At 72.0% G+C, this 24,098-nt stretch carries 18 protein-coding genes; 7 read left to right on the forward strand and 11 right to left on the reverse strand.

Annotated features, from left to right (window positions below; genetic code table 11):
* The first annotated feature begins 10 nt into the window (after positions 1-10).
* Positions 11-910: a LysR family transcriptional regulator gene (locus tag LG632_RS06985; RefSeq protein ID WP_226725950.1), complete on the forward strand. Its 900-nt coding sequence runs from the start codon at positions 11-13 to the stop codon at positions 908-910.
* Between the two features lie 51 nt (positions 911-961).
* Here the strand turns inward: LG632_RS06985 and pepN (LG632_RS06990) are convergent, their stop codons facing one another.
* The 4 genes from pepN (LG632_RS06990) to LG632_RS07005 form a co-directional block, all read right to left on the reverse strand.
* On the reverse strand, positions 962-3,553 hold the full coding sequence (gene pepN / locus LG632_RS06990) for an aminopeptidase N (RefSeq protein WP_226725951.1): 2,592 nt from the start codon (positions 3,551-3,553) through the stop codon (positions 962-964).
* A gap of 128 nt (positions 3,554-3,681) precedes the next feature.
* Positions 3,682-4,713, reverse strand: coding sequence for an aspartate-semialdehyde dehydrogenase (locus tag LG632_RS06995; RefSeq protein ID WP_226725952.1), 1,032 nt, complete (start codon positions 4,711-4,713; stop codon positions 3,682-3,684).
* A gap of 161 nt (positions 4,714-4,874) precedes the next feature.
* Entirely contained in the window at positions 4,875-8,192 is a 3,318-nt protein-coding gene (locus tag LG632_RS07000; RefSeq protein WP_226725953.1) for a S8 family serine peptidase, read from the reverse strand.
* Positions 8,193-8,464: 272 nt separating this feature from the next.
* Complete coding sequence (locus LG632_RS07005) at positions 8,465-9,025, reverse strand: CGNR zinc finger domain-containing protein (RefSeq protein WP_226725954.1); 561 nt, start codon at positions 9,023-9,025, stop codon at positions 8,465-8,467.
* A 126-nt stretch (positions 9,026-9,151) separates the two neighbouring features.
* On the opposite strand from LG632_RS07005, the gene LG632_RS07010 reads away from it, so the two are divergent.
* Together LG632_RS07010 and LG632_RS07015 are read left to right on the forward strand one after the other, a co-directional pair.
* Positions 9,152-9,610: a VOC family protein gene (locus LG632_RS07010; RefSeq protein WP_226725955.1), complete on the forward strand. Its 459-nt coding sequence runs from the start codon at positions 9,152-9,154 to the stop codon at positions 9,608-9,610.
* Positions 9,610-10,509: a pyridoxamine 5'-phosphate oxidase family protein gene (locus LG632_RS07015; RefSeq protein WP_226725956.1), complete on the forward strand. Its 900-nt coding sequence runs from the start codon at positions 9,610-9,612 to the stop codon at positions 10,507-10,509. Before LG632_RS07010 ends, LG632_RS07015 begins: the two co-directional genes overlap by 1 nt.
* Here LG632_RS07015 and LG632_RS07020 read toward each other — a convergent pair.
* Positions 10,485-11,447, reverse strand: a complete 963-nt coding sequence (locus tag LG632_RS07020) for a hypothetical protein (RefSeq protein ID WP_226725957.1) — start codon at positions 11,445-11,447, stop codon at positions 10,485-10,487. The two genes, LG632_RS07015 and LG632_RS07020, sit on opposite strands and share 25 nt — an antisense overlap.
* 134 nt (positions 11,448-11,581) lie before the next feature.
* Entirely contained in the window at positions 11,582-14,137 is a 2,556-nt protein-coding gene (gene pepN, locus LG632_RS07025; RefSeq protein ID WP_226725958.1) for an aminopeptidase N, read from the reverse strand.
* Positions 14,138-14,259: 122 nt separating this feature from the next.
* On the opposite strand from pepN (LG632_RS07025), the gene LG632_RS07030 reads away from it, so the two are divergent.
* Positions 14,260-14,907 carry a mycothiol-dependent nitroreductase Rv2466c family protein gene (locus tag LG632_RS07030; protein WP_226725959.1) on the forward strand — a complete coding sequence of 216 codons (648 nt, stop codon included), beginning with the start codon at positions 14,260-14,262 and terminating at the stop codon, positions 14,905-14,907.
* 120 nt (positions 14,908-15,027) lie between these two features.
* Here LG632_RS07030 and LG632_RS07035 read toward each other — a convergent pair whose 3' ends face one another.
* The 3 genes from LG632_RS07035 to LG632_RS07045 all read right to left on the reverse strand — a co-directional run bounded on the left by LG632_RS07035 (position 15,028) and on the right by LG632_RS07045 (position 18,777).
* Entirely contained in the window at positions 15,028-15,684 is a 657-nt protein-coding gene (locus LG632_RS07035; RefSeq protein ID WP_226725960.1) for a superoxide dismutase, read from the reverse strand.
* 93 nt (positions 15,685-15,777) lie between these two features.
* Positions 15,778-17,178, reverse strand: a complete 1,401-nt coding sequence (locus tag LG632_RS07040; RefSeq protein WP_226725961.1) for an amino acid permease — start codon at positions 17,176-17,178, stop codon at positions 15,778-15,780.
* A gap of 219 nt (positions 17,179-17,397) precedes the next feature.
* Positions 17,398-18,777, reverse strand: coding sequence for an amino acid permease (locus LG632_RS07045; RefSeq protein ID WP_226725962.1), 1,380 nt, complete (start codon positions 18,775-18,777; stop codon positions 17,398-17,400).
* A 230-nt stretch (positions 18,778-19,007) separates the two neighbouring features.
* On the opposite strand from LG632_RS07045, the gene LG632_RS07050 reads away from it, so the two are divergent.
* Entirely contained in the window at positions 19,008-19,601 is a 594-nt protein-coding gene (locus tag LG632_RS07050; protein WP_226725963.1) for a biotin transporter BioY, read from the forward strand.
* A 109-nt stretch (positions 19,602-19,710) separates the two neighbouring features.
* Here the strand turns inward: LG632_RS07050 and LG632_RS07055 are convergent, their stop codons facing one another.
* A complete protein-coding gene (locus LG632_RS07055) occupies positions 19,711-21,144 on the reverse strand; it encodes an amino acid permease (RefSeq protein ID WP_226725964.1) in 1,434 nt (477 codons plus the stop codon).
* Between the two features lie 239 nt (positions 21,145-21,383).
* Here LG632_RS07055 and LG632_RS07060 point away from each other — a divergent pair, with 239 nt between their 5' ends.
* A complete protein-coding gene (locus LG632_RS07060; protein WP_226725965.1) occupies positions 21,384-21,872 on the forward strand; it encodes a ribose-5-phosphate isomerase in 489 nt (162 codons plus the stop codon).
* A gap of 58 nt (positions 21,873-21,930) precedes the next feature.
* Complete coding sequence (locus LG632_RS07065; RefSeq protein ID WP_226725966.1) at positions 21,931-22,737, forward strand: Fpg/Nei family DNA glycosylase; 807 nt, start codon at positions 21,931-21,933, stop codon at positions 22,735-22,737.
* Between the two features lie 68 nt (positions 22,738-22,805).
* Here LG632_RS07065 and LG632_RS07070 read toward each other — a convergent pair whose 3' ends face one another.
* Positions 22,806-24,041: a GNAT family N-acetyltransferase gene (locus LG632_RS07070; RefSeq protein ID WP_226725967.1), complete on the reverse strand. Its 1,236-nt coding sequence runs from the start codon at positions 24,039-24,041 to the stop codon at positions 22,806-22,808.
* Between the last annotated feature and the right edge of the window lie 57 nt (positions 24,042-24,098).

Consider the following 24,098-nt stretch of genomic DNA (forward strand, 5'->3'; position numbering starts at 1 on the left):
GTTCGGCGGCATGACCGAGTGGGACATCAAGAAGCTGCGGATCCTGCGGACGCTGGGCGACCGCGGCACGGTGACCGCGACGGCTGAGGCGCTGCACATGACGCCCTCGGCCGTCTCGCAGCAGCTGACCAACCTCGCCAAGCAGCTCGGTGTCCCGCTGCTGGAGGCCCAAGGGCGCCGGGTGCGGCTCACCGACGCCGCCCGGCTCGTCCTGCGGCACGCGGAGGCGGTCTTCGCCCAGCTGGAACGCGCCGACGCCGAACTGGCCGGGTACCGCGAGGGCGAGGCGGGGGAGGTGCGGGTCGGGGCGTTCCCGACGGCGATCCCGGCGCTGGTCGTCCCGGCCGTGGCGGCGCTGCGGGCCTCGCACCCGGGGGTCTTCGTACGGGTCCGGGAGGCCGAGGCGGCCCAGGCCTACGCGCTGCTGGCGGCCGGCGAGGTGCACCTCGCGCTCACCTTGGCGGCGCACGCCCCGACGGAGCGGGACGCCCGCTTCACCCGCGTCCCGCTGCTGGCCGACCCGCTGGACGTGGCCCTGCCGCCGGGGCACCGGCTGGCCGCCGCGGCGCAGCTGAGCCTGTCGGACCTGGCGGGGGAGCCGTGGATCTACGGCTCCTCGGGGCCCTGGTCGGAGATCACCCGGGCGGCGTGCGAGGCGGCCGGCTTCGTGCCCGAACAGGCCCACGCCGCGGCGGGCTGGACGGCGATCCTGTCCATGGTGGCGGCCGGGATGGGGGTGGCGCTGGTCCCGCGGATGGCCGCCGCCCGGACCACCGGGGTGGTCGTCCGCCCGCTGCCGAAGGACCGGCCCACGCGCCACGTCGTCGCGGCCACCCGCACCGGCACCGAGTCCGCTCCCGCGGTGGCCCGGGTCCTGCAGGCCCTGCGCACCACCGCGGTGCGCCGCTAGGTCGTGGTCCCGGGGGGCGCCGGGGTCGGCCCGGCGCCCCCGGGGACGGGATCAGGCCGAGGCCGCGGCGTCGGCGGCCTGGGCGCGCAGCGCCCGTTCGACGCCCGCGCGGGACTCCGAGACCAGGCGGCGCAGGGCCGCGTTCGGCTCGGCCGACGCCAGCCAGGCGTCCGTCGCGTCCAGGGTCTCCTGGGAGACCAGCAGCGACGGGTACAGGCCCACCGCGATCTGCTGCGCGATCTCGTGGCTGCGCGTGTCCCAGATCTCCTTGACCGCGGCGAAGTACTTCGCCGCGTACGGCGCCAGCAGGTCACGCTGGTCGGCCTGGACGAAGCCGCCGATCACCGCCTCCTGCACCGCGTTCGGCAGGTCCGAGGACTCCACCACCGAGGACCAGGCCGCCGCCTTGGCCTCCGCCGTGGGACGCGCCGCCCGGGCCGTGGCCGCGTGCCGCTCGCCCGCCGCCGTACGGTCGCGCTCCAGCTCCGCCGCGATGGCGGCCTCGTCCGCCCGGCCGGTCGCGGCCAGGCGCTCCAGGAACGCCCAGCGCAGCTCGGTGTCGACGACCAGGCCCTCGACCGTCTGCGAACCGTCCAGCAGCGCGGCGAGCAGGTCCAGCTGCTCCGCCGTGCGGGCCGTCGCCGCGAAGGCGCGGGCCCAGGCCAGCTGGTGGTCGCTGCCGGGCGCGGCGGCCCACAGGTGCTCCAGCGTGGCCTCGGTCCAGGCCGCCAGGCCCGTCTCGCGCCAGGCCGGGTCGGCGTACAGGTCCAGCGCCAGCTTCACCTGGCGGTGCAGGGACTGCACCACGCCGATGTCGGACTCCTTGGAGATGCCGGAGAGCACCAGGGACAGGTAGTCGCGGGTGGCCAGCTCGCCGTCCCGGGTCATGTCCCAGGCGGAGGCCCAGCACAGGGCCCGCGGCAGCGAGGCCTCGAAGTCGCCCAGGTGCGCGGTGACCTTCGCCAGCGACTCGGCGTCCAGGCGGACCTTGGCGTACGACAGGTCGTCGTCGTTCAGCAGGACCACGTCCGGTCGCGGGTGGCCGACCAGCTCGGGGACGTCCGTCAGCTCGGCCGCGGCGATGTCCAGCTCCACCCGGCGCTCGCGCAGCAGCTTGCCGCTGGCCTCGTCCAGCCCGTAGCAGCCGATCGCGATGCGGTGCGGGCGCAGCACCGGCTCGCCCTGGGCGCCGGCCGGCAGCGCCGGGGCCTCCTGGCGGACCTTGAACGAGGTGATCACGCCCTGGGCGTCCGTCTCGATCTCCGGGCGCAGCACGTTGATGCCGGCGGTCTCCAGCCACGCCTTCGACCAGGCCGTCAGGTCGCGGCCGGAGGTCTCCTCCAGCGCGCCCAGCAGGTCGCTCAGGCGGGTGTTGCCGAACGCGTGCTGCTGGAAGTACGCCTGGACGCCCTTGAAGAACTCGTCCATGCCCACGTAGGCCACCAGCTGCTTGAGCACCGAGGCGCCCTTGGCGTAGGTGATGCCGTCGAAGTTGACCAGGACGTCGTCCAGGTCGCGGATCTCCGCCATGATCGGGTGGGTCGACGGCAGCTGGTCCTGTCGGTAGGCCCAGGTCTTCATCGAGTTGGCGAAGGTGGTCCAGGCGTGCGGCCACTTCGACTCGGGGTGGTACGCCTGGCAGGCGATCGAGGTGTACGTGGCGAACGACTCGTTCAGCCACAGGTCGTTCCACCACTCCATGGTCACCAGGTCGCCGAACCACATGTGGGCGAGCTCGTGCAGGATGGTCTCCGCCCGCACCTCGTAGGCCGCGTCGGTCACCTTCGAGCGGAAGACGTACTGGTCGCGGATGGTCACCGCGCCCGCGTTCTCCATGGCGCCGGCGTTGAACTCGGGCACGAAGAGCTGGTCGTACTTCGCGAACGGGTACGCGTAGGCGAACTTCTCCTGGAACCAGTCGAAGCCCTGCCGCGTGACGTCGAAGATCGCGTCCGCGTCGAGGAACTCCGCCAGCGACGGCCGGCAGTAGATGCCCAGCGGCACGACCTGCCCGTCGGGGCCCTCGTAGGTGCTGTGCACCGAGTGGTACGGGCCGACGATCAGGGCCGTGATGTACGTCGAGATGCGCGGGGTCGGCTCGAAGACCCACACGTTGTCCTTGACCTCGGCCGGGGCCGGGGTCGGCGAGTTCGAGATCACCGTCCAGCCCTCGGGGGCCTTCACGGTGAACTGGAAGGTCGCCTTCAGGTCGGGCTGCTCGAAGCTGGCGAAGACGCGGCGGGCGTCCGGCACCTCGAACTGGGTGTACAGGTAGGCCTGGTCGTCGACCGGGTCGACGAAGCGGTGCAGGCCCTCACCGGTGTTGGTGTAGGCGCAGTCGGCGACGACGCGCAGCTCGTTGGCGCCCTGCTGGAGGTGCTTCAGGGTGATCCGCGAGTCGCGGAAGACGGCGGCCACGTCCAGGGAGGTGCCGTTGAGGACGACCTCGTGGACGGCCGGCGCGACCAGGTCGATGAAGGTCTCGGCCCCGGCCTCGGCCGACTGGAAGCGCACCGTCGTGACGGAGGGGTACGTCCCGCCCTCCTGCGCGCCGCTCAGGTCCAGGTCGATCTCGTACGAGTCGACGGTGAGCAGCTTCGCCCGCTGCTGGGCCTCTTCACGGGTCAGGTTCGTGCCAGGCACGCGTTCATCTCCTTCGACGGTGACGTTTCGCGGTCATCCTTGCACGCATAGCGGACGGGAGGGCACCCCATGACGGCGCCCTCCCGGCCGGTGTTCGCAGGGGGCCGAATCGACCCCGGTCCGCCGGGTCAGCCCCGGCCGAGCTCCTCGGCGACGAGCTCCGCGATCTGCACCGCGTTCAGCGCGGCGCCCTTGCGCAGGTTGTCGTTGGAGAGGAAGAGGGCCAGACCGTGGTCCACGGTCTCGTCGACGCGGATGCGGCCCACGTAGGAGGCGTCCTTGCCGGCGGCCTGGAGCGGGGTGGGGATCTCGGAGAGCAGCACGCCGGGGGCGTCCGCCAGCAGCTCGTAGGCGCGCTCGACGCTGATCGGACGGGCGAAGCGGGCGTTGACCTGGAGGGAGTGGCCGGAGAAGACCGGGACGCGCACGCAGGTGCCGGAGACCTTCAGGTCCGGGATCTCCAGGATCTTGCGGGACTCGTTGCGGAGCTTCTGCTCCTCGTCGGTCTCGAAGGAGCCGTCGTCGACCAGGTTGCCCGCGAGCGGGACCACGTTGAAGGCGATGGGGCGCTTGTAGACCTGCGGCTCGGGGAAGTCGAGCGCCTCACCGTCGAAGGTCAGCTGGTCGGCGGCCTCGGACAGCGCGCACGCCTGGCCCTTGAGCTCGGCGACGCCCGCCAGGCCGGAGCCGGAGACGGCCTGGTAGGTGGTGGCGACCAGCGCGGTCAGCCCGGCCTCCTCGTGCAGGGGGCGCAGGACCGGCATGGCGGCCATGGTGGTGCAGTTCGGGTTGGCGATGATGCCCTTGGGACGGTCCTTGACCGCGTGCGGGTTGACCTCGGAGACCACGAGCGGGACCTCGGGGTGGCCCCGCCAGGCGGAGGAGTTGTCGATCACCACGGCGCCCTGGGAGGCGACCTTCTCCGCGAGGGCCCGGGAGGTGGCGCCGCCGGCCGAGAACAGGACGATGTCCAGGCCGCTGTAGTCCGCCGTCGCGGCGTCCTCGACGGTGATGTCCCGGCCCTGCCACTCCAGGGTGGAGCCGGCCGACCGGGCGGAGGCGAACAGCCGCAGCTCGTCCACCGGGAACGCGCGCTCGGCGAGGATGCTGCGCATGACTCCGCCGACCTGACCGGTGGCTCCGACGATTCCGACCCTCACGGTGACTCCTTCTTACGATTGCCTGCTGCCATCATGCGGGCGACCCCACGAGGCTTGTCCAATCCATTGTCCGAGGGATGGACGGATGTGACGCGTCACACGCGAAGGGGCCGGTGCTCGCTCGTGGCGGGCACCGGCCCCTTCCCTAGCTCGTCACCGCCTTACGGGGTGACCTTCTCGATCTGCACGCTGGCGGTGCCGGCGGGGGTGCCGCGGCCGCTCAGCAGCTGGAGCTGGCCGAAGAACTGGCGGCCCTCCGGAGCGGCGGCGCCGACCAGCACGTTGGCCGAGACCGTCGCCGAGCCACCGCTGGCGAGGTTCACCGAGGTCGACTCGTCCGCCTGGACGGAGCCGAGGGCCGCGGAGAAGTACACGTCGCGGTAGTCGTACGTGGTGCTGCCGGCCGGGACCGCGTAGCCGATCACCTTGACGGTGTAGGTGCCGGCGGCCGGGTTCGTGAGGCTCACGGCCTCCTCGGAGTCGCCGTCCGCGGAGGAGCCGACCTTCACGCCGTCCTTGTAGACCTCGAGGTCGAGGTCGGCGCCGGCGTCCGAGGTGGAGCCGATGGCGACGTCGAGGCGGGACACGCCCGCGCCGATGGTGACCTCGGAGGTCTGCGTCTCACCGTTCGCGATGGTCGGCTTGGCGACCTTGGCCGAGCCGAGCGGGCCGCCCTTGAGCGTGCCGCCGGTGATGGCCGCGGCCTCGTTCTTGACCGTCCACTGGACCGGGGCCGGGGTGCCCTGCTTCACCTCGGGCAGGACCTTGACCGCCGGGTCGAAGGCCGCGCCGAGCAGCGTGACGTCCAGCTTGTACGGGTTGTCCAGCAGCGGCGACGTGCGCCGGGCCTCGACCTCGATCTCCCAGACGCCGGGCTGCGGGTTCGCGTACGAGCGCAGGTCGGGGCGGCAGGTGTTGGCCGGGTTGTCGTAGTTCGGGTAGCACATGGTCGTCGCGGTGTTCTCGACGGGCGTGCCGTACGGGTGGATCGAGATGAAGCGGGTCTGGCTGCCGGCCGCGAGGCCGCCGAGGGCGACCTCCAGGGCCTTGGCGCCCTGCGGGACCGTCACGAAGTACGAGGTGTGGCTGTTGCGCTGCACCGAGCCGGTCTGGGAGAAGGAGTACGACGGCTGCGTCAGCGGGGCCGAGACGACCACGGTCGACAGGATCTGCTTGTCGATGCCCTCGGTGGACTCGTCGTCCAGCTGCAGGATGGCGCTGTGCACGCCGGCCGACTTCGCGTTGGCCTCGATCTTGATGGTGACCGGCTTGTTCAGCGGCAGGGTGGCGTAGTCGTAGCCGCCGAGGATCTTGAACGTGCCGTCGTTGTGGCGCAGGCTCAGGTTGTGGCGGGTGCCGTACTTGACGCCCGAGGTGCGGGTGACCACGACGTTGTACGTCTTCTTCTGGCCGACCTTCAGGCCGCCCTCGCGGTCGTAGACGCCGGTGCCGAAGCCCGGGGTCTTCAGGAACTGGTCGAGCGCGGTGTCGACCGGCGCCTTCACCGTGTAGTCGTTGGCCTTGGCGCCGCGCTGGATGGACTCCCAGGCGCCGACGATGTCGATCAGGCCCGCGCCCTGGGCGTGCGCCGGGACGCCGTCGATCTTCTTGGCGGTGCTGGTGAGCGCGGTGCGCAGACCGGCCGGGTCCAGCTTGAGGCCCTGCTGCTTGGCGGCCGACAGCAGCAGCGCCGAGGCGCCGGCGACCTGCGGCGAGGACATCGAGGTGCCCTGGAGCATGCCGTAGCCGGCCGGCAGCTCGTAGCCGGCCTCCTTCACGGGGGCGCCGGGCAGCCAGGTCTGGATGGTGTTGATCGCCGCGCCGGGACCGGTGATGGTCGGCGTCATGCCGCCGTCCTCACGCGGACCGCGCGAGGAGAAGTTGAACATGTTGTACGGCGTGGTCACACCGGAGCCGTAGTTGGCGGCCCAGGTCTCCTTGGAGACCGCGGCACCCACGCTGATGACCTTGTCCGCGAGGCCGGGGTCGCCGATGGTGTTCAGGCCGGGGCCGGAGTTGCCCGCGGAGATCACCAGCTGGACGCCGTACTTGTCGATCAGGTTGGTGTAGAGCTCGGCGCGCGCGTTGTTGCCGTCGTTCAGCGCCGGCAGACCGCCGATGGACATGTTGACGATGTCCACGCCGCGGTTGACGACGAGGTCGATCATGCCCTCGGTCAGCGCGACGTTGGTGCAGCCGCCGCTCCAGGAGCAGGCGCGCGAGGAGACGATCTTCGCGCCGGGCGCGGCACCGTTCATCGCGCCGCCGAACAGGCTGTTGGCGGAGGTGATGCCGGCGACGTGCGTGCCGTGCTCGGACTCGATGATGCCGACGTTGACGAAGTCGGCCTTCTTGCCGACCCAGTCCCCGCCGTACGGGTCCATCGGGACGTCCTTGCGGATCTCGATCACGAACGGGATGCGCTCGGCGACCTGGGTCGCCGGGTTGTCCGTGCCGAAGTAGCCGATCTGGTAGCCGTCCTTGTACGGCTTCATCGGCTCGTTGTTGGTGAAGTCGCCGTCCTGGTCGGTGTCGACGCGGACGGTGCCGGCCGCCGGGTCGTACAGCAGGCCGAACTGGTCGGTCTTGTCGCCGTCGCGGTTGACGTCACCGGCCATGTCACCGTTGGCGGTGATCGACTCGCTGAAGCGGCTCCACTGGAACGAGCCCGCGGGCGCCTTCCAGGTACGGCCGCCGGCGGTGAACTCGGAGCCGCTGACCGGGGTCACCTGCGGACGCCAGGTGGCGTCGCTGTCGGTGATCGGGTCGGTGGCGGTCACCCAGTCGACGATCTTGCGCTCGCCGGTGGAGGTCGTCTGCAGGGCCGGGTGGCCCAGGTCGACGCCGGAGTCGAGGATGCCGATGGTCACCCCGCGGCCGTCGGCCTGCGGGTTGTTCTGCACGAACTCCACGGCGCCCGTCTCGAAGGACGGGTTGTAGGGGTTCTTCGCCGGGGTGTTCTTGTCCGGCGCCGCGTAGCTCTCGGCGGCCGTCTTCTTGACCGTCCCCGTCTCGCGGTCGGCGTCCGGCCGCGGGTCGGGCAGCTGGATCTCGTGGCGCAGGTCCATGCCGTGCACGGAGTCGAGCTTGGCGGCGGCCTTGAGGGCCCCCTCCGCCTTGTCGGTGGGCAGGGTCGCGCGGACGTAACCGAGGTCGTCGTACGTCTTGCCGACCGAGCCGCCCTGGACCTTGCCGAGCTGGTCGGCGACCTGCTTGGTCTGGCCGGGAGCGGTGGCCACCATCACGGTGACGGTCTTGTCGCCCTTGGCCTGCGCCTGCTGGAGCAGCTCGACGTCGGCCGAACCGAGCTTCTTGTCGGCGGACTTGACCGGTGCGGAGGAGCCGGGGTCGTCGGCGCCACCCGCCGCGAACGCGGGCACGGTGCCGGCTGCGACGAGCGCGGCGACCAGGCCCGCGGCCGCGGCGACGCGCGTGGCGCGTCGGGCCCCGGATATGGAGCTGGGGGATTCGAGGGTCATCAGCATCCCTGTGAGTGGAAGAAAGGGTCCGGATTTCGGTGCCGGATGACCGGTCAGCTTTGCGCAACGGACAAGTGTTTGGGGAGTGTTGTTATTGACCCGTACTCATCGTGGCGGTATCCCGCCACCGCGGGGTATGCGCCACACAGGCCGTACCGGGACAGAGCGGTACGACCTGATGGCGTCAGTGAGTTGATTTGTAGACTTTCCGACCCTCGCTCAGGGGCCCGCCGGCGACCGCGCGCCGCGGGGGTGTGACAACTTCGGGGCGTTCAGCGCTCGCGCGTGCGCGCGTAGTGGCGCGAGGCCTTCGCCCGGTTGCCGCAGACCGCCATCGAGCACCAGCGCCGGGTGCCGTTGCGCGAGGTGTCGAAGAAGTGCAGGACGCAGGTGGCGGAGGCGCAGGGGCGGATCCGGTCGGGCCCCGCGGCCAGTAGGTCCAGGTAGTTGCGCGCGGCCGTCCAGGCCGGGCCCCAGGCCGGGTCGGCGAACTCGGGCCGCTCGCCCTGCCCGTCGGCGTCCAGCGTGAGCCGGATGCGGCCGTGCTCCAGTACGCCGTCGACCAGGGCGCGGGCGGCGGCGTCGGCGGGGGCGTCGACCGCGCGGGCGATCGCCTCGCGGGCGGTCAGCAGGTGGATGAGGGTCGGGGCGTCCGCGCGGAAGCGCCGCTCCAGCCCGTTGGCGGCCAGCCAGATCGCGAGCCCTTCCAGCCGGGTCAGCCCGCAGGCGCCGGCGAAGAGGTCCTGCGGCTCGCCGTCGCGCATCCACCGGGTGTTGAGCAGGTCCAGCGCGACCGGCTCCCCGGTCAGGGGCCGCGGGTCCGTCCCGGTCATGTGGTGCCTCCGTCGTCGCTGCTAACCCCTCAAAGCCTACGTGACCGGTTGACGCCTTCGCGCCTAACCTCTAATCTCGATTTAGAAGGTTAGAGAGTTGTGAACGGCAAGGGGAAGGGAATCTTCATGACCACCGCCATCGGCACGCTCCGCACCGGGCACGTGGGGCTCAACGTCACCGAACTGGCCCGCTCCCTGGGCTTCTACCGCGAGGCCCTCGGCTTCGACCTCCTCGGCGAGGGCAAGGAGGAGGGCCGCAGGTACGCCTTCCTCGGCCGGGACGGCGAACTCGTCCTGACCCTGTGGGAGCAGGCCGAGGGCGCCTACGCCCCGGCCACCGCGGGCCTGCACCACCTGGCGTTCTCCGCCGGCACCATCGAGGAGGTCCGGGCCTACGAGGAGCGGCTGCGCGCGCTCGGCGTCGACTTCGCCTACGAGGGCGTGGTCGCCCACGGCGAGGGCGCCGCCTCAGGCGGCATCTTCTTCCACGACCCGGACGGCACCCGCCTGGAGATCTCCGTCCCGACCGGCGCCGAGGGTGCTCCCGCTCCCACGACCGGCGCTCCGACCTGCGGGTTCTTCTAATGACCCGCGCCTATCACCAGGGCTCGCGGGCCGTCCAGGACCAGGTCGGCGTACGGGAGCTCGCCGACCACGTCGGACGCTCCATCACCCCCGTGATCAAGGACGTCGCCGCGGACTTCCTGGCGCGGCAGCCCTTCCTGGTCGTGGGCGCGGCCGACGCGGCGGGCCGGATGTGGGCGTCAGTCCTCACCGGTCCGCCCGGCTTCCTGCGGGCGCGCGGGACGGGGACGCTGGCCGTCGCCGGCGGGCTCCCGGCCGGCGACCCGCTCACCGGGGCCCTGGCCACCGACGGCACCGCGGTCGGCACGATCGCCCTCGACCCGCGCACCCGCCGGCGCATGCGCCTGAACGGCACGCTCACGGCGGCGCCGGGCGGCGGCGGTTTCACCGTCGACGCAGAGCAGGTATTCGCCAACTGCCCGAAGTACCTCCAAAAACGGCAGCCGCTGAAGCTGGAACCGCAGGGACCGGGCGTGGTGCGCCAGGGGGACGCGCTCACCGCCGCGCAGCAGCGGGCCGTCCGCGCCGCCGACACGTTCTTCGTGGCCACCACCGCAGCCGACGGGGTCGACGCCAGCCATCGCGGCGGCAACCCGGGCTTCGTCCAGGTGCGCGGCGCACACGAACTGGCCTGGCCGGACTACGCGGGCAACAGCATGTTCCTGACCCTGGGCAACCTCGCCGCCGACCCGCGGGCCGGGCTGCTGTTCCCGCACTGGGAGACCGGCGCGCAGCTCCAGCTCACCGGCCGGGCCCGCACCGAGTTCGCGCCGGACGGCGCGCGCACCGTGGTGTTCACCGTCGAGTCCGTCGTCGAGAGCCTCCCCGCGGGCCGGCTCCTGTGGAGCACCCCGGAGTACTCTCCGGCCAACCCTCACCTCGGCAGCACCACGAGGTAGCCGGCCGGCTCCCGGTCGCCGGCCGCCGTCAGCGCGGTCCGCACCACCGCGGCCTGCTGCTCGGCGTGGTCGCGCAGCTTGCGGGGGGTGATGTGCAGCACGGTCACCCCGAGCTGCTCCAGCGCCTCCCGCTTGCGCACGGCCTGCGACCACTGCTCGTCCTCGCCCTGCCGGGGCGCCCGGGTGTCGATCTCCACCGCCACCGCGTGGTCGGGCCAGTAGGCGTCCACCGAGCCCAGGTGCGGGCCGCCGGGCACCCGCAGGTCGACGTTCCACACCGGGTCCGGCAGCCGGTACGTACGCACCAGCTGGTAGAGCCGGTCCTCGGCGATGGCCCGCCCCTCGGCGAGCAGCGACTCCACGGCGTCGACCACGTGCGGCCGGTTCAGCAGCCGCGCCACGGTCAACTCCCGCACGACCGCCCCCGGCTCGCAGTGCCCGGCCCGGACCGCCTCGCTCAGCAGCCGGCGCACCGTGCCCGCGTCGCCGAGCTGGGCCACCGCGTCGGCGACGGCCCGGGCCACCGGCGCGACCGGCAGCCCGGTCACCTCGGTCGACCGCGGCGGGTGCGGGGTGCGCACCAGCCGGGCGCAGCCGGCCGAGCGCAGCCGGCGGGTGCTGGGCACCAGGACGTCGATGTGCTGGAGCGCCAGCAGCGGGGGCGCGGAGCGGAAGCCGTACAGGGCGAGGGCCGCGAGCCCGGTGATCATGACCTCGCCGCCGCGCCGGCCGGCGTAGAGCAGCACCGCGTGCAGCCGCTCCTCGCTGGTGGCCGGGCCGGAGTGGAGCAGGAACACACCGGGCAGGATCTGCTGCCAGGGCCGCTCCGCGGCCTCGGCGGCGCTCACCCCGTGCTCGCGCAGCTGGGCGAGGGTCATCACCCGGGGGCGGGTGCGGTCGGCGAGGTGGCGGAGGGGGAGGGGGGTGTTGTGGTTCATGCGGCTGGGATTCCCGCCGCCGCCCGGCCCCCTAACCGCTGTTACAGGCCCGTCGAAGAATCGGGACAACTCCGCACTAAAGTACTGCCGTTCGACTGCCGATGGGGCGCCCGCCCCATCGGCAGTCACGCAGGTCAGCCCGCCGCGGCGTCGCAGTCCTGGGCGCGCAGCGCCCGGGCGAGGTCGTCACGGGACTCCAGCACCAGCCGGCGCAGCGCCGGGGCGGCGTCCTCGTGGGCCGCCAGCCAGGCGTCGGTGGCCGCCAGCGTGGTCCGGTCGTCCTGCAGGGCCGGGAACAGCCCGCGCACCACGTCCATGCCGATCTGGATGGAGCGCTCGGCCCAGATCCGCTCGATCACCTCGAAGTAGCGGTCGGTGTACGGCGACAGCAGGGCCCGCTGCGACGGCTGCTGCATGCCCGAGATCGTCGCCTCGACCAGCGCGTTCGACAGCGCGTCCGACTCCACGACCGCCGCCCACGCCTGGTCCTTGACCGCCGCCGAGGGCCGGGCCGCCAGGCAGCGCACCTGGTGGCGCTTGCCCGAGGCCGTGTCGTCGCGCGACAGTTCGGCCGCGAGCACGCCCTCGTCCGCGACGCCGTGGGTGGCCAGCGGCAGCAGGAAGTCCCAGCGCAGCTCCTGGTCCACCTCCAGCCCGTCGATCCGGGCCGAACCCTCCAGCAGCCCCTGGAGCAGCTGGAAGTCACCCTCCGAGGAGGCGCTCGCGGCGAAGAACCGGGCCCAGGTCAGCTGGTGCTCCGAGCCCGGCTCGGCCAGCCGCAGCTCGTGCAGCGCGCCGGCCGCCAGCTCCCGGGCCCCCTGCTCCCGCCAGGCGGGCGCGGCGTAGTGCGTGACGGCGCCCAGTGCCTGCGCGTGCAGCATCTGCAGCACGCCGACGTCCGACTCGCGGCCCGCGAAGGCCAGCACCAGCGACAGGAAGTCCCGGGCCGGCATCAGCCCGTCCCGCGTCAGGTTCCACAGCGCCGACCAGCACAGCGCCCGCGCCAGCGGGTCGCTCACGTCGCCGAGGTGGCGGCGCAGCGTGGCCAGCGAACCCTCGTCGAAGCGGATCTTGCAGTAGGTCAGGTCGTCGTCGTTGACCAGGACGAGGTCCGGCCGCTCCATGCCGGTCAGCTCGCCGACCACCGTCCGCTCGCCGGACACGTCCGCCTCGGCGCGGGCGTAGCGGACGACCGCGCCGGTGGACTCCAGCCGGTACAGGCCGACCGCCACCCGGTGCGGGCGCAGCTCGTCGCCCTCCTGGAGCACCGCCAGCTCCGTGATCCGGCCGGCCGCGTCGTACGTCACCGCCGGGGTGAGCGCGTTCACGCCGGAGGTCTGCAGCCACGACCGCGACCAGGCGGCCATGTCCCGCCCGGACACCTCGCCGAGCACCGCCAGCAGGTCGTCCAGCGTGGTGTTGCCGTAGGCGTTCGCCTTGAAGTAGCGCCGCGCGCCTTCCAGGAACGCCTCCCGCCCGACGTACGCCACCAGCTGCTTGAGCACCGCCGCGCCCTTGGCGTAGGTGATGCCGTCGAAGTTGAGCTTGGCGTCCTCCAGGTCGCGGATGTCGGCCGTGATCGGGTGCGTCGAGGGCAGCTGGTCGGCCCGGTACGCCCATGCCTTGCGGTTGTTGGCGAAGGTGACCCAGGCCTGGTCGAAGCGGGTCGCCTCGACCTGCGAGAAGGTGCCCATGAAGTCGGCGAAGGACTCCTTCAGCCACAGGTCGTCCCACCACTTCATGGTGACCAGGTCGCCGAACCACATGTGGGCCATCTCGTGCAGGATCGTGTTGCAGCGCCGCTCGTAGGCCGCCCGCGTGACCTTCCCGCGGAAGATGTACTCCTCGCGGAAGGTCACCATCCCCGGGTTCTCCATGGCGCCCAGGTTGTACTCCGGCACGAAGGCCTGGTCGTACTTGCCGAACGGGTACGGGTAGTCGAAGTGCTCGTGGAAGAAGTCGAAGCCCTGCTTGGTGACCAGGAAGACGTCCTCGGCGTCGAAGTGCTTGGCCAGGCCCTTGCGGCACATCGCGCCGAGCGGGATCGTCAGGTCCCCGCGCGTGTAGGTGTCCGTGACGTAGTGGTACGGACCGGCCACCACGCAGGTGATGTACGTCGAGATGGGCGCGGTCTCGGCGAACCGCCACACCCCGCCCTCGCGGGACTCCTCGGCGCCGTTGCTCCACACCTGCCAGCCCTCGGGTGCGGTCACCTCGAAGCGGTGCGGGGCCTTGAGGTCGGGCTGCTCGAAGGTGGCGTAGACCCGGCGGGCGTCGGCCGGCTCGTACTGGGTGTAGAGGTAGACCTCGCCGTCCTCGGGGTCCACGAACCGGTGCATGCCCTCGCCGGTGCGGCTGTAGGCGCAGTTCGCGTCGACGACCAGGACGTTGTCGGAGTCGAGGTCCGGGAGCGCGATCCGCGCGCCGTCGAAGACCTCGGCCGGGTCCAGCGGGCGCCCGTTGAGGGTGACCGCGTTGACCGAGGGCGCGATCAGGTCGGCGAAGCTGGCGGCGCCGGGAACCGCGGAGCGGAAGCGGATCGTGGTCACCGAGCGGAAGGTGCGCGGCTTTTCGGCCGGATCGTTCTCGTCCACCGCGGACCTCAGGTCGAGGGCCACCTCGTACCTGTCGACGGACAGCAGCTCGGCCCGCTCGCGGGCCTCGTCACGGGACAGATTCTCTCCGGGCACCGGCACTCCTTCGTGCGTATCGCTCACCTTCGGTCGCATCCTCCCACGGGGAATGCGCCGGACCGGCTGCCGGTTGGCGCATCTGAACACGACCCGTGACGCCCTTTGCTGCGAGGAGAGCCATGTCCGACACCCAGGTGCGCGAGAAGACCCCGGTCGACTTCTGGTTCGACCCGCTGTGCCCGTGGGCCTGGATGACGTCCCGCTGGATGCTGGAGGTCGAGAAGGTCCGTGACGTCGAGGTGCGCTGGCACGTGATGAGCCTCGCGGTCCTCAACGAGGACAAGCTGGACGAACTGCCCGAGGCCTACCGCTGGCTGACCGGCCCCAAGGGCTTCGCGCCGGTCCGCGTGGTCGTGGCCGCCCAGCAGAAGCACGGCGACGAGGCCGTCGGCAAGCTCTACACGGCGCTCGGCACCCGCTTCCACAACAACGGCGAGGGACCGACCCGCGAGGCGATCGCCGGCGCGCTGGCCGACGCCGGACTGCCGGCCGAGCTGATCGACTACGCCGACTCCGAGGAGTACGACGAGGTCCTGCGCGCCTCCCACGCCGACGGCATAGAGCGGGTCGGCCAGGAGGTCGGCACCCCGGTCATCTCGGTGCCCGGCGCGGACGGCGCCGAGGTGGCCTTCTTCGGACCGGTCGTCACGCCCACCCCGCGCGGTGAGGACGCGGCCCGGCTGTGGGACGGCACCCTGCTGGTCGCCTCCACCCCCGGCTTCTACGAGATCAAGCGCACGCGGACGGCGGCGCCCAGCTTCGAGTAGGCCGGGCGGCCGGACGACGGAAGGCCCTCGCGACGCACGTCGTCGCGGGGGCCTTCCGTTCCCCATGTCCGCACGTGAAGGGTGAGAAGACGATCACGAGGCGGACGGCCGGAGTGCTGATCAGCCCTTGGCCGGGATCAGCAGCGGGGTGTTGGCCTTGGCGTCGGCGTAGCGCCGGGCGACGTCCTGCCAGTTGACGACGTTCCACATCGCCTCGATGAAGTCCACCTTCTGGTTCTTGTACTGCAGGTAGAAGGCGTGCTCCCAGGCGTCGAAGACCAGGATCGGCACCGAGGCCTGGCCGACGTTGCCCTGGTGGTCGTAGACCTGCTCGACGATCAGCCGGCCGCTGAGCGGCTCGTACGCCAGCACGCCCCAGCCGGAGCCCTGGGTGGCCGACGAGGCGAAGGTGAGCTGCTTCTTGAACGCGGCGAAGGAGCCGAAGGACTCGGTGATGGCGTCCGCGAGCTCGCCCACGCCGTCGGCCGCGGTCGGCTCGCCGCCGCCCTCGCCCGTCTTGGGGCTGGCCATGTTGTGCCAGTAGATGCTGTGCAGGATGTGGCCCGAGAGGTGGAACGCCAGGTTCTTCTCCAGGCCGTTCAGCGCCGCCCAGTTCTCCTTGTCGCGGGCTTCCTGAAGCTGCTCCAGCGTGTCGTTGGCGCCCTTGACGTAGGCCGCGTGGTGCTTGTCGTGGTGCAGCTCGATGATCTGCGGGTTGATCACCGGCTCAAGAGCCGAGTACTCGTACGGAAGCTCCGGGAGCGTGTAGATGGGCATGCGTGTAAACCGGTCCCCTCAGCGTGCCAACTGCTATTGCAATCAATGCGCAACTGCACGCTAGCAGCATCTATTCCGGCTCACACGTCAGGGTCACCTCAGTGCGCGTGCCCGACGCTGGAGCAGGTACCCGGTGGCGGCGAGGAAGAGGGCCAGCCCGCCCGTGAAGAGCACCTGGCTGCGCGTGCCGGGGTCCCGGACCATCAGCCCCAGCACGCCCACCACCGCGGCCAGCGCCACCCAGGTCAGGTAGGGGAAGCCCCACATCCGCACGACGAGCTTCTGCGGCGCCTCCCGCTCCAGCCGGCGGCGCAGCACGTACTGCGAGACGGCGACGAAGCCCCAGACGACGAGGATGACCCCGCCGACCATGTTCAGCAGCCAGGTGAAGAGCGTGTCCGGGTACCAGTACGACAGCAGCACGGTGACGAAGCCGAAGCCGCAGGAGGCGAGCACGGCCCGCCGCGGCACCCGGCCGGAGACCTTCCCCAGCGCCCTGGGGCCCTGGCCGCGGGCGACCAGGGAGTAGGCCATGCGCGAGGAGCCGTAGATGTTGGCGTTCATCGCCGACAGCAGGGCGATCAGGACGACCACGTCCATCGTCCGCCCGGCGCCGGGGATGCCCAGCTGGTCCAGCGCGGCGGCGTACGGGGCCTTCGCCGTGGCCTCGGAGCTCCACGGCACCAGGGTGACGATGAGCAGCATCGAGCCGACGTAGACGACCGCGATGCGCCACATGGTGGTGCGCACGGCCTTGGCCACCCCGCGGACCGGGTCCTCGGACTCGGCGGCCGCGATGGTCACCGTCTCCAGTCCGCCGTACGCGACGACGGAGGCGAGCAGGCCCACCAGCAGCCCCTCGACGCCGTGCGGCAGGAAGCCGCCCTCGTGCAGCAGGTGGGTCGCGCCGGGGGAGTCGGTGCCGGGCAGCACGCCGAGGACCGCCAGCGTGCCCAGGACGAGGAAGAGGCCGATCGCGCCGATCTTCAGGGCGGCGAACCAGAACTCGAACTCGCCGAAGTGGGAGACCGCCGCCAGGTTGGAGCCGCAGAAGACGGCCATGAACACCAGCACCCACAGCCAGTCGGGGGTGCCGGGGAACCAGCCGGTCATGACGGCCGCCGCGCCGATGGCCTCGATGGCCACGCCCACGCACAGCAGCACCCAGAACATCCAGCCGACCGTGAAGCCGGCCCACGGGCCGACGGCCCGCTCGGCGTGCACGGAGAAGGAGCCGGAGGCGGGGTGGGCGGCGGACATCTCGCCGAGCATCCGCATCACGCACATCACGAGCAGTCCCGACGCCGCGTAGGCGAGGACGATCGAGGGTCCGGCGGCGGCGATGCCGGCCCCGGAGCCCACGAAGAGGCCCGCACCGATGACCCCGCCGAGGGCGATCATCGACAGGTGGCGCTGCTTGAGTCCGGTGGACAGCGGCGATCCGCCGGCCGGCGGCGCGGCCTGCTCGGCAGGAATGAGGGTGCTTCGACGCATGGGGTGGTGCCTGTCCGGTGTGCGGGGGGACGGGGTGAGTGCCCCAGTCTGGCCACTGTCCGCTCGGCGGACGTCGAGCGTCCGATATCCGGACGCCCGGATCACCGCACGTGATCATTCCCGTACGCCGGAGGGAACGCCGAAGGCCCCCGTGCGCCAGCACAGGGGCCTTCGCCGCCGCACCGGCGGGACGTCGGAGCCGGCGGGCCCGGAGGGAGCTCAGGCCCGGCGGGTCCGCAGCTCGCGCAGGCCCGCCACGGCGAGCACCACCGCCGCGGCCCCGCCCGACCACAGCACCTGCGGCCGGGCCGAGTCGTCGGCCAGCATCAGCACCAGCACCGCCGCCATGCCGGCCAGCGCCGCCCACGTCAGGTACGGGAACGCCCACATCCGCAACGTCAGCCGCTCCGGCACCTCCCGCTCCAGCCGGCGGCGCAGCAGCAGCTGCGAGACCGCGATCAGAGCCCACACGAACAGCAGCACCGCGCCGACCGCGTTCAGCATGTAGAGGAAGATCGTCTTCGGCCACAGCAGGTTCAGCACCACCGAGACGAACCCGAACGCCACCGACGCGACCACCGCGCGCCGCGGCACCCCGCCCGCCGACACCTTCAGCAGCGCCGCCGGGGCCTCCCCCCGCTCGGCGAGCGAGAAGACCATGCGCGAGGAGCCGTAGAGATTGGCGTTCAGGGCCGACAGCAGCGCCACGAACACCACGATGTTCATGATCTGGCCCGCGCCGGGGATGCCGATGGAGTCCAGCACCGCGACGTACGGGCTCTCGCCCGGCTTCATCGCCGTCCACGGCAGCAGGGTGACGATCACCAGCATGGAGCCGATGTAGAAGAAGAGGATGCGCCACACCGCGCTGCGCACCGCCCGCGCGACCGAACGGGCCGGGTCGTCGGACTCGGCCGCCGCGATGGTGACGACCTCCAGACCGCCGAACGCGAACACCACCGCGAGCACCCCGGAGACCACCCCGGACCAGCCGTGGGGCAGGAAGCCCCCCTGTCCGGTCAGGTTGGCCAGGCCCACCGGCTCGGTGTCGGGCAGCAGCCCGAAGATCGCCAGCGTCGACAGCACCAGGAAGAGCACGATCGCGCCGACCTTGAGCGCGGCGAACCAGAACTCGAACTCGCCGAAGTTGCGCACCGCGGCCAGGTTGCTGGCGGTGAACACCAGCATGAAGACCAGCACCCAGGCCCACTGCGGCACGTCCGGCAGCCAGCCGTGGGCGATGTTCGCCGCTCCCGTCGCCTCCACCGCGAGGACCACCACGAGCAGGAACCAGTACAGCCAGCCCACCGAGAACCCGGCCCAGCGCCCCATGGCCCGCTCGGCGTGCACGGAGAACGACCCGGAGGCGGGCAGCGCGGCGGACATCTCGCCGAGCATGCGCATCACCAGCATCGCGAGGGCGCCGGCGAGCAGATAGGAGACGACGATGCCCGGACCGGCGACGGAGATGCCGGCGCCGGAGCCGACGAAGAGGCCGGCGCCGATGACGCCGCCGAGCCCCAGCATGGTCAGGTGGCGCTGCTTGAGACCGTGGCCGAGCGGTTCCTCGGCGACGTCCGGCAGGGGTGCTTGTGACATCCCGACAGTGTCCCCGAGCGGGGAGCAGCCGTGCAAAACGGATGCAGGGCAACCAATGGGCCGCGTGATACGCATCACTTCGGGCGTTCCCCCTCGGGCTGGACGGCCGATCTTTGTCCACTCCCCACCAACGCGGGGAGCCTTGCTTTGTGCTTGCGTGACGGTGGGACCGCGCCGGGCCCGGGGCTAACGTCACGGTGTCCGTCCACCCACCGTCCCTGGGAGCCCCGATGAGCACCGCCTCCGTCCCGTCCGCCGCCCTCCGGCCCGGCACCGTCCTCGCCGACCTGATCCCCGCGAGCCGGGCCCGCGACATCGCCCTCGTGGTCGGCGGCGCCGTGCTGACGGGCCTGGCCGCGCAGATCTCCGTGCCGGTCCCCGGCTCGCCCGTCCCGGTCACCGGCCAGACCTTCGCCGCGCTGCTCGTCGGCACCGCCTTCGGCGCCCGCCGCGGGTTCCTCGCCCTGGCGCTGTACGCCCTCGCCGGCGCGGCGGGCGTGCCCTGGTTCGCGGGCGGCACCTCCGGCGCGTCCGGAGCCTCGTTCGGCTACGTGCTCGGCATGCTGCTCGCCGCCACCGTCGTGGGCGCCCTGGCCCGGCGCGGCGCCGACCGCTCCGTGCTGCGCACCGGCGCCACCATGGCGCTGGGCTCGGCGATCATCTACGCCGTCGGCGTGCCGTACCTGATGGCGGCCACCGGCATGTCGCTGGCCGCGGCCGTCGCCGCCGGCCTGACCCCGTTCCTGATCGGCGACGCGGTCAAGGCCCTCCTCGCCATGGGCGCCCTGCCCGCGGCCTGGGAGCTGGCCGGCCGCCGCGGCTGAGCCGCGCGGCTCCACCCCGACGACGACGAAGAGCCCGGCCCGCCGTGACGGCGGACCGGGCTCTTCGCGTGGTGCGGGGGGTCCGGGGATCCGGAGCCGCCCGAAGGGGTTACGCCTTCGGCGCGCGCTTGCGGCGGAAGTCCAGGACCACGCCGACGGCGACGACCACGAGGGCGACCAGCGTGGACAGGGTGACCACCTCGCGGTTGGCGTCGTCCACGAACATGTAGCCGATCACGAACATGATCAGGCCGGCGGTGGCCCAGGTCAGCCACGGGAACAGCCACATCTTCACGGTCAGCTTCTCCGGGTCCTCGCGGAGCAGGATGCCGCGCATCTTCAGCTGGGTGAAGCAGATCACCAGCCACACGAAGAGGGCGATGGCGCCGGAGGAGTTCAGCAGGAAGTTGAAGACCGTGTCCTTGAAGGCGTAGTTGAAGTACACGGCGACGAAGCCGAAGACCGTGGAGCCCAGGATCGCGGCGACCGGCACGCCCTTGGCGTTGACCTTGGCGAACGACTTCGGCGCGTCACCGCGCTCGCCGAGCGAGAAGGCCATGCGGGAGGCGGTGTACAGGCCCGAGTTCAGGCAGGACAGCACGGCGGTCAGGACGATGACCTCCATGATCGTGCCGGCGTGCGCGATGCCGATCGAGTCCAGGGCGGCGACGTACGAGCCCTTCTCGGTGATCGACTTGTCGTTCCACGGGAGCAGGGTCAGCACGACGAAGATCGAGCCGAGGTAGAAGACGCCGATCCGCCAGATGACGGAGTTGGTGGCCTGGGTGACGGCCTTGCGCGGGTTCTCCGACTCGCCGGCGGCCAGCGTCACGATCTCGGAGCCCATGAAGGAGAAGACGACCATCAGCACACCGGTCAGGACGGCGCCGTACCCGTTGGGGAAGAAGCCGCCGGTGTCGGTCAGGTGCGCGAAGCCCGCGCCCGGGTTGTCCGAGCCCGGCAGCACGCCGAAGACGGCCAGCATGCCGATCACCACGAAGGCGCCGATGGCGACGACCTTGATGCCGGCGAACCAGAACTCGAACTCGCCGTAGGAGGCGACCGAGCCGAGGTTGGTGGCGGTCAGGACGGCCATCACGATCAGGGCCCAGGCCCACTGCGGGACGGCCGGGATCCAGCCCTCCAGGATGGCGGCACCGGCGGTCGCCTCCACGGCGAGCACGACGACCCAGAAGAACCAGTAGAGCCAGCCGATGGAGAAGCCGGCCCAGCGGCCGAGCGCGCGGTCGGCGTAGGCGGAGAAGGAGCCCGAGTTCGGGCTGGCGGCCGCCATCTCGCCGAGCATGCGCATCACGAAGACGACCATGGCGCCGACGAGCGCGTAGGAGATCAGGATCGCGGGGCCGGCCTTGGCGATACCGCCGCCGGAGCCGACGAACAGGCCGGCGCCGATGACGCCGCCGATGGCGATCATGGACAGGTGGCGGTTCTTGAGACCGGCCTTCAGACCGTCGGAAGACTCAGGGGTGCCGGGTTCGCCGGTCGGACCGCCTGCCTTCTGAAGGGTCGTCGTGGAGCTCATGGACGGATCCTTAGGTTCTCGGGTTGCGAGCTCCGGAAGTAAAACCCGCGTTAACGCCGGACGGAAGACCTGAATCCGGATCGTTGCCGTAGTGCGAACGTCCGGGACGTTGGTCCCGGATCCGGCATCCGCGCCTGAACTGGGCACTTTGGGATTACTTGAGCTTTGCCGGTGGCGGGGGAGTGACCTACGCGACACCCCGCGCCGGGTGGCCCGGCCCCTCGTGCCACACTCGTTCCATGCGCGTCTACCTCGGATCCGACCACGCCGGCTTTGAGCTCAAGAACCACCTCGTGGACTGGCTCAAGAACAACGGCCACGAGCCCGTCGACTGCGGGCCCCACATCTACGACGCCGTCGACGACTACCCCCCGTTCTGCCTGCGCGCCGCGGAGAAGACCGCCGCGGACGAGGGCAGCCTCGGCATCGTGATCGGCGGCTCCGGCAACGGCGAGCAGATCGCCGCCAACAAGGTCAAGGGCGTGCGCGCCATCCTGGCCTGGAGCGTCGAGACCGCCAAGCTCGGCCGTGAGCACAACAACGCCAACGTGATCTCCGTCGGCGGCCGGATGCACACCCAGGACGAGGCCACCTCCTTCGTCGAGGCCTTCCTCGCCACCCCGTACTCGGACGAGGAGCGCCACACCCGCCGCATCGACATGCTCTCCGCCTACGAGCGGACCGGTGAGCTGCCCCCGATCCCGGCCCACCACCCGCAGCAGGACTGACCCGCCCCGGACCGGTACGCGCGAGTACCGGGTCCGCCGTACGTACAGGAGCAGTGCCGTGCCCGAGGGGCATACGATCCACCGGCTCGCCCAGGACCACACCGAACGGTTCGCCGACCGGACGGTCCGGGTGAGCAGCCCCCAGGGGCGGTTCGCCGAGAGCGCGGCACTGCTCGACGGCCGTGAGCTGGCCTCGGCCGAGGCCCACGGCAAGCACCTCTTCCTCCAGCTGGGCGGCGACTGGATCCACATCCACCTCGGCCTCTTCGGCAGGTACGGCTTCGCCCCCGCGCCCGCCCCGCCGGCCACCGGCACCGTCCGGCTGCGCCTGCTCAACGAGGACCACTACGCCGACCTGCGCGGGCCCACCGCGTGCGAGCTGATCACGGACGGCGAGAAGAAGGCGGTACACGACCGGCTCGGCCCCGACCCGCTGCGCCCCGACGGCGACCCGGACCGGGCCTGGGCGAAGATCTCCCGCTCCCGCACCACCGTCGCGGCCCTGCTGATGGACCAGAAGGTCGTCGCGGGCGTCGGCAACGTCTACCGCGCCGAGGTCCTCTTCCGGCACGGCATCGACCCCTACCGGCCGGGCAAGGACCTCACCCGCGCCGAGTGGGACGCGATGTGGCAGGACCTGGTGGAGCTGATGCGCGAGGGTGTCCGGCACAACCGGATCGACACCGTCCGCCCCGAGCACACCCCCGAGGCCATGGGCCGCCCGCCGCGCGTGGACGACCACGGCGGCGAGGTGTACGTCTACCGCCGCGCCACCATGGCCTGCCACGTCTGCGCGAGCGAGATCCGCACCGCGGACCTCGCCGCCCGCAACCTCTTCTGGTGCCCGGGCTGCCAGACGCGCTGACGCGCCGACGCTCGTGCCCCCCGCGCGGCGACGCGGCGGGCGGGCGCCGGACCGGGCCGGGCCGCCGGCTAGAAGCGGTGCGGCAGCCAGGGCGCGAGCTCGCCCCGGAACGCCCGCGAGACCTCGGTCAGCGCCCCCGCGCGCAGCTCGGTCACCCGCCCCGAACCCGCCAGCGAGGCCAGCGTCGTCCCGCCCAGGTACGCCGCGCCCAGCTCCCGCACCGACAGCGCGACGTCGGCCGGCTCCCGGCTCGGCTCGCACACGACCTCGCCCCGGCCGTCGGCGGCGAGCCGCCAGCGGCCCTCGTTCCACGGGCAGAAGGGGTCGCTGACGTCGAGGACCACGTCCACCGGCGAGTCGTACGCCCGCGCCCGCAGCGCCGCCGGCAGGTCCACCAGCCGCAGGTGCAGCGCGTCCTTGGCGCGTGCCCGGACCCGCCGCGCGTCGCTGACCAGGTGCAGCAGCGGGTCGTCCACCGGCCGCCCGTACGCCTGCACGGACGACACCAGGTCGGTCCCGCAGACGTAGCGCCACAGCGCCGCGTACGCCGCCGGGTCCAGCGCGTCCAGGTCCTGCACCTCGACCTGGCCGGCGGGGGAGCCCTGCTCCCACCGGGGCCGGATCCGGTAGCGCGCGTACCCGCGCAGCCCCCCGCCCGCGCCCTCGGCGAGCACGCACAGCAGGGCCGAACGCCCGCTGCGGTCGCCCGGCGGGTCCAGCACGGGCAGCCGCTCCCAGCCCGGCTGCCGGGCGGTCATGCCCGGCCGGGCCGGCACCAGCTCGGCGTAGACCTTCTCGCAGGCGGCCAGCGACTGCTCGGGGTCCGCCAGGCGCAGCCGCACCTCGTCCGTCCCCGGCGGGACCTCCAGCCGTACCCGGGCGGTGTCGACGTCCACCGAGAGGCCGTGGCTGGCGATGCCGTAGCCGAAGCGCCCGTAGATCCCCGGCTCCGAGGCCGTCAGCACGGCGATCGGCTCGTCACCGGCCCGGACGTCGTCCAGTTGACGGCGCATCAGCGACGTCAGCAGCCCGCGGCGGCGGTGCGTCGGCGCCACCCCCACGCACGTCACGCCCGCGGCCGGGACCAGGGGCCCGCCCGGCACCGTGAGCCGGAAGCTGAACGCGGCGGCGGACGCCGTGCAGGCCGGGCCGTCCCAGACGCCGAGCGCGCGCTCCGGTTCGATCAGCGCGCGCCACAGCTCCCGTTCCTCCGGCGACTCCGCCTGGCCGCCGAACGCGAGCTCCAGATGGCTGTACCAGGCATCCCACTCATCGGGCCGCAAAACGCGCATCTCATTCGCCATGGCGTCATCCCTACCAGGAGGCCCCGTATCCGGTCGATCGGATTTCGGGCCTCGGGC

The sequence above is a fragment of the Streptomyces antimicrobicus genome, from assembly GCF_020532625.1.
GTDB classification, from domain to species: Bacteria; Actinomycetota; Actinomycetes; order Streptomycetales; family Streptomycetaceae; genus Streptomyces; species Streptomyces antimicrobicus.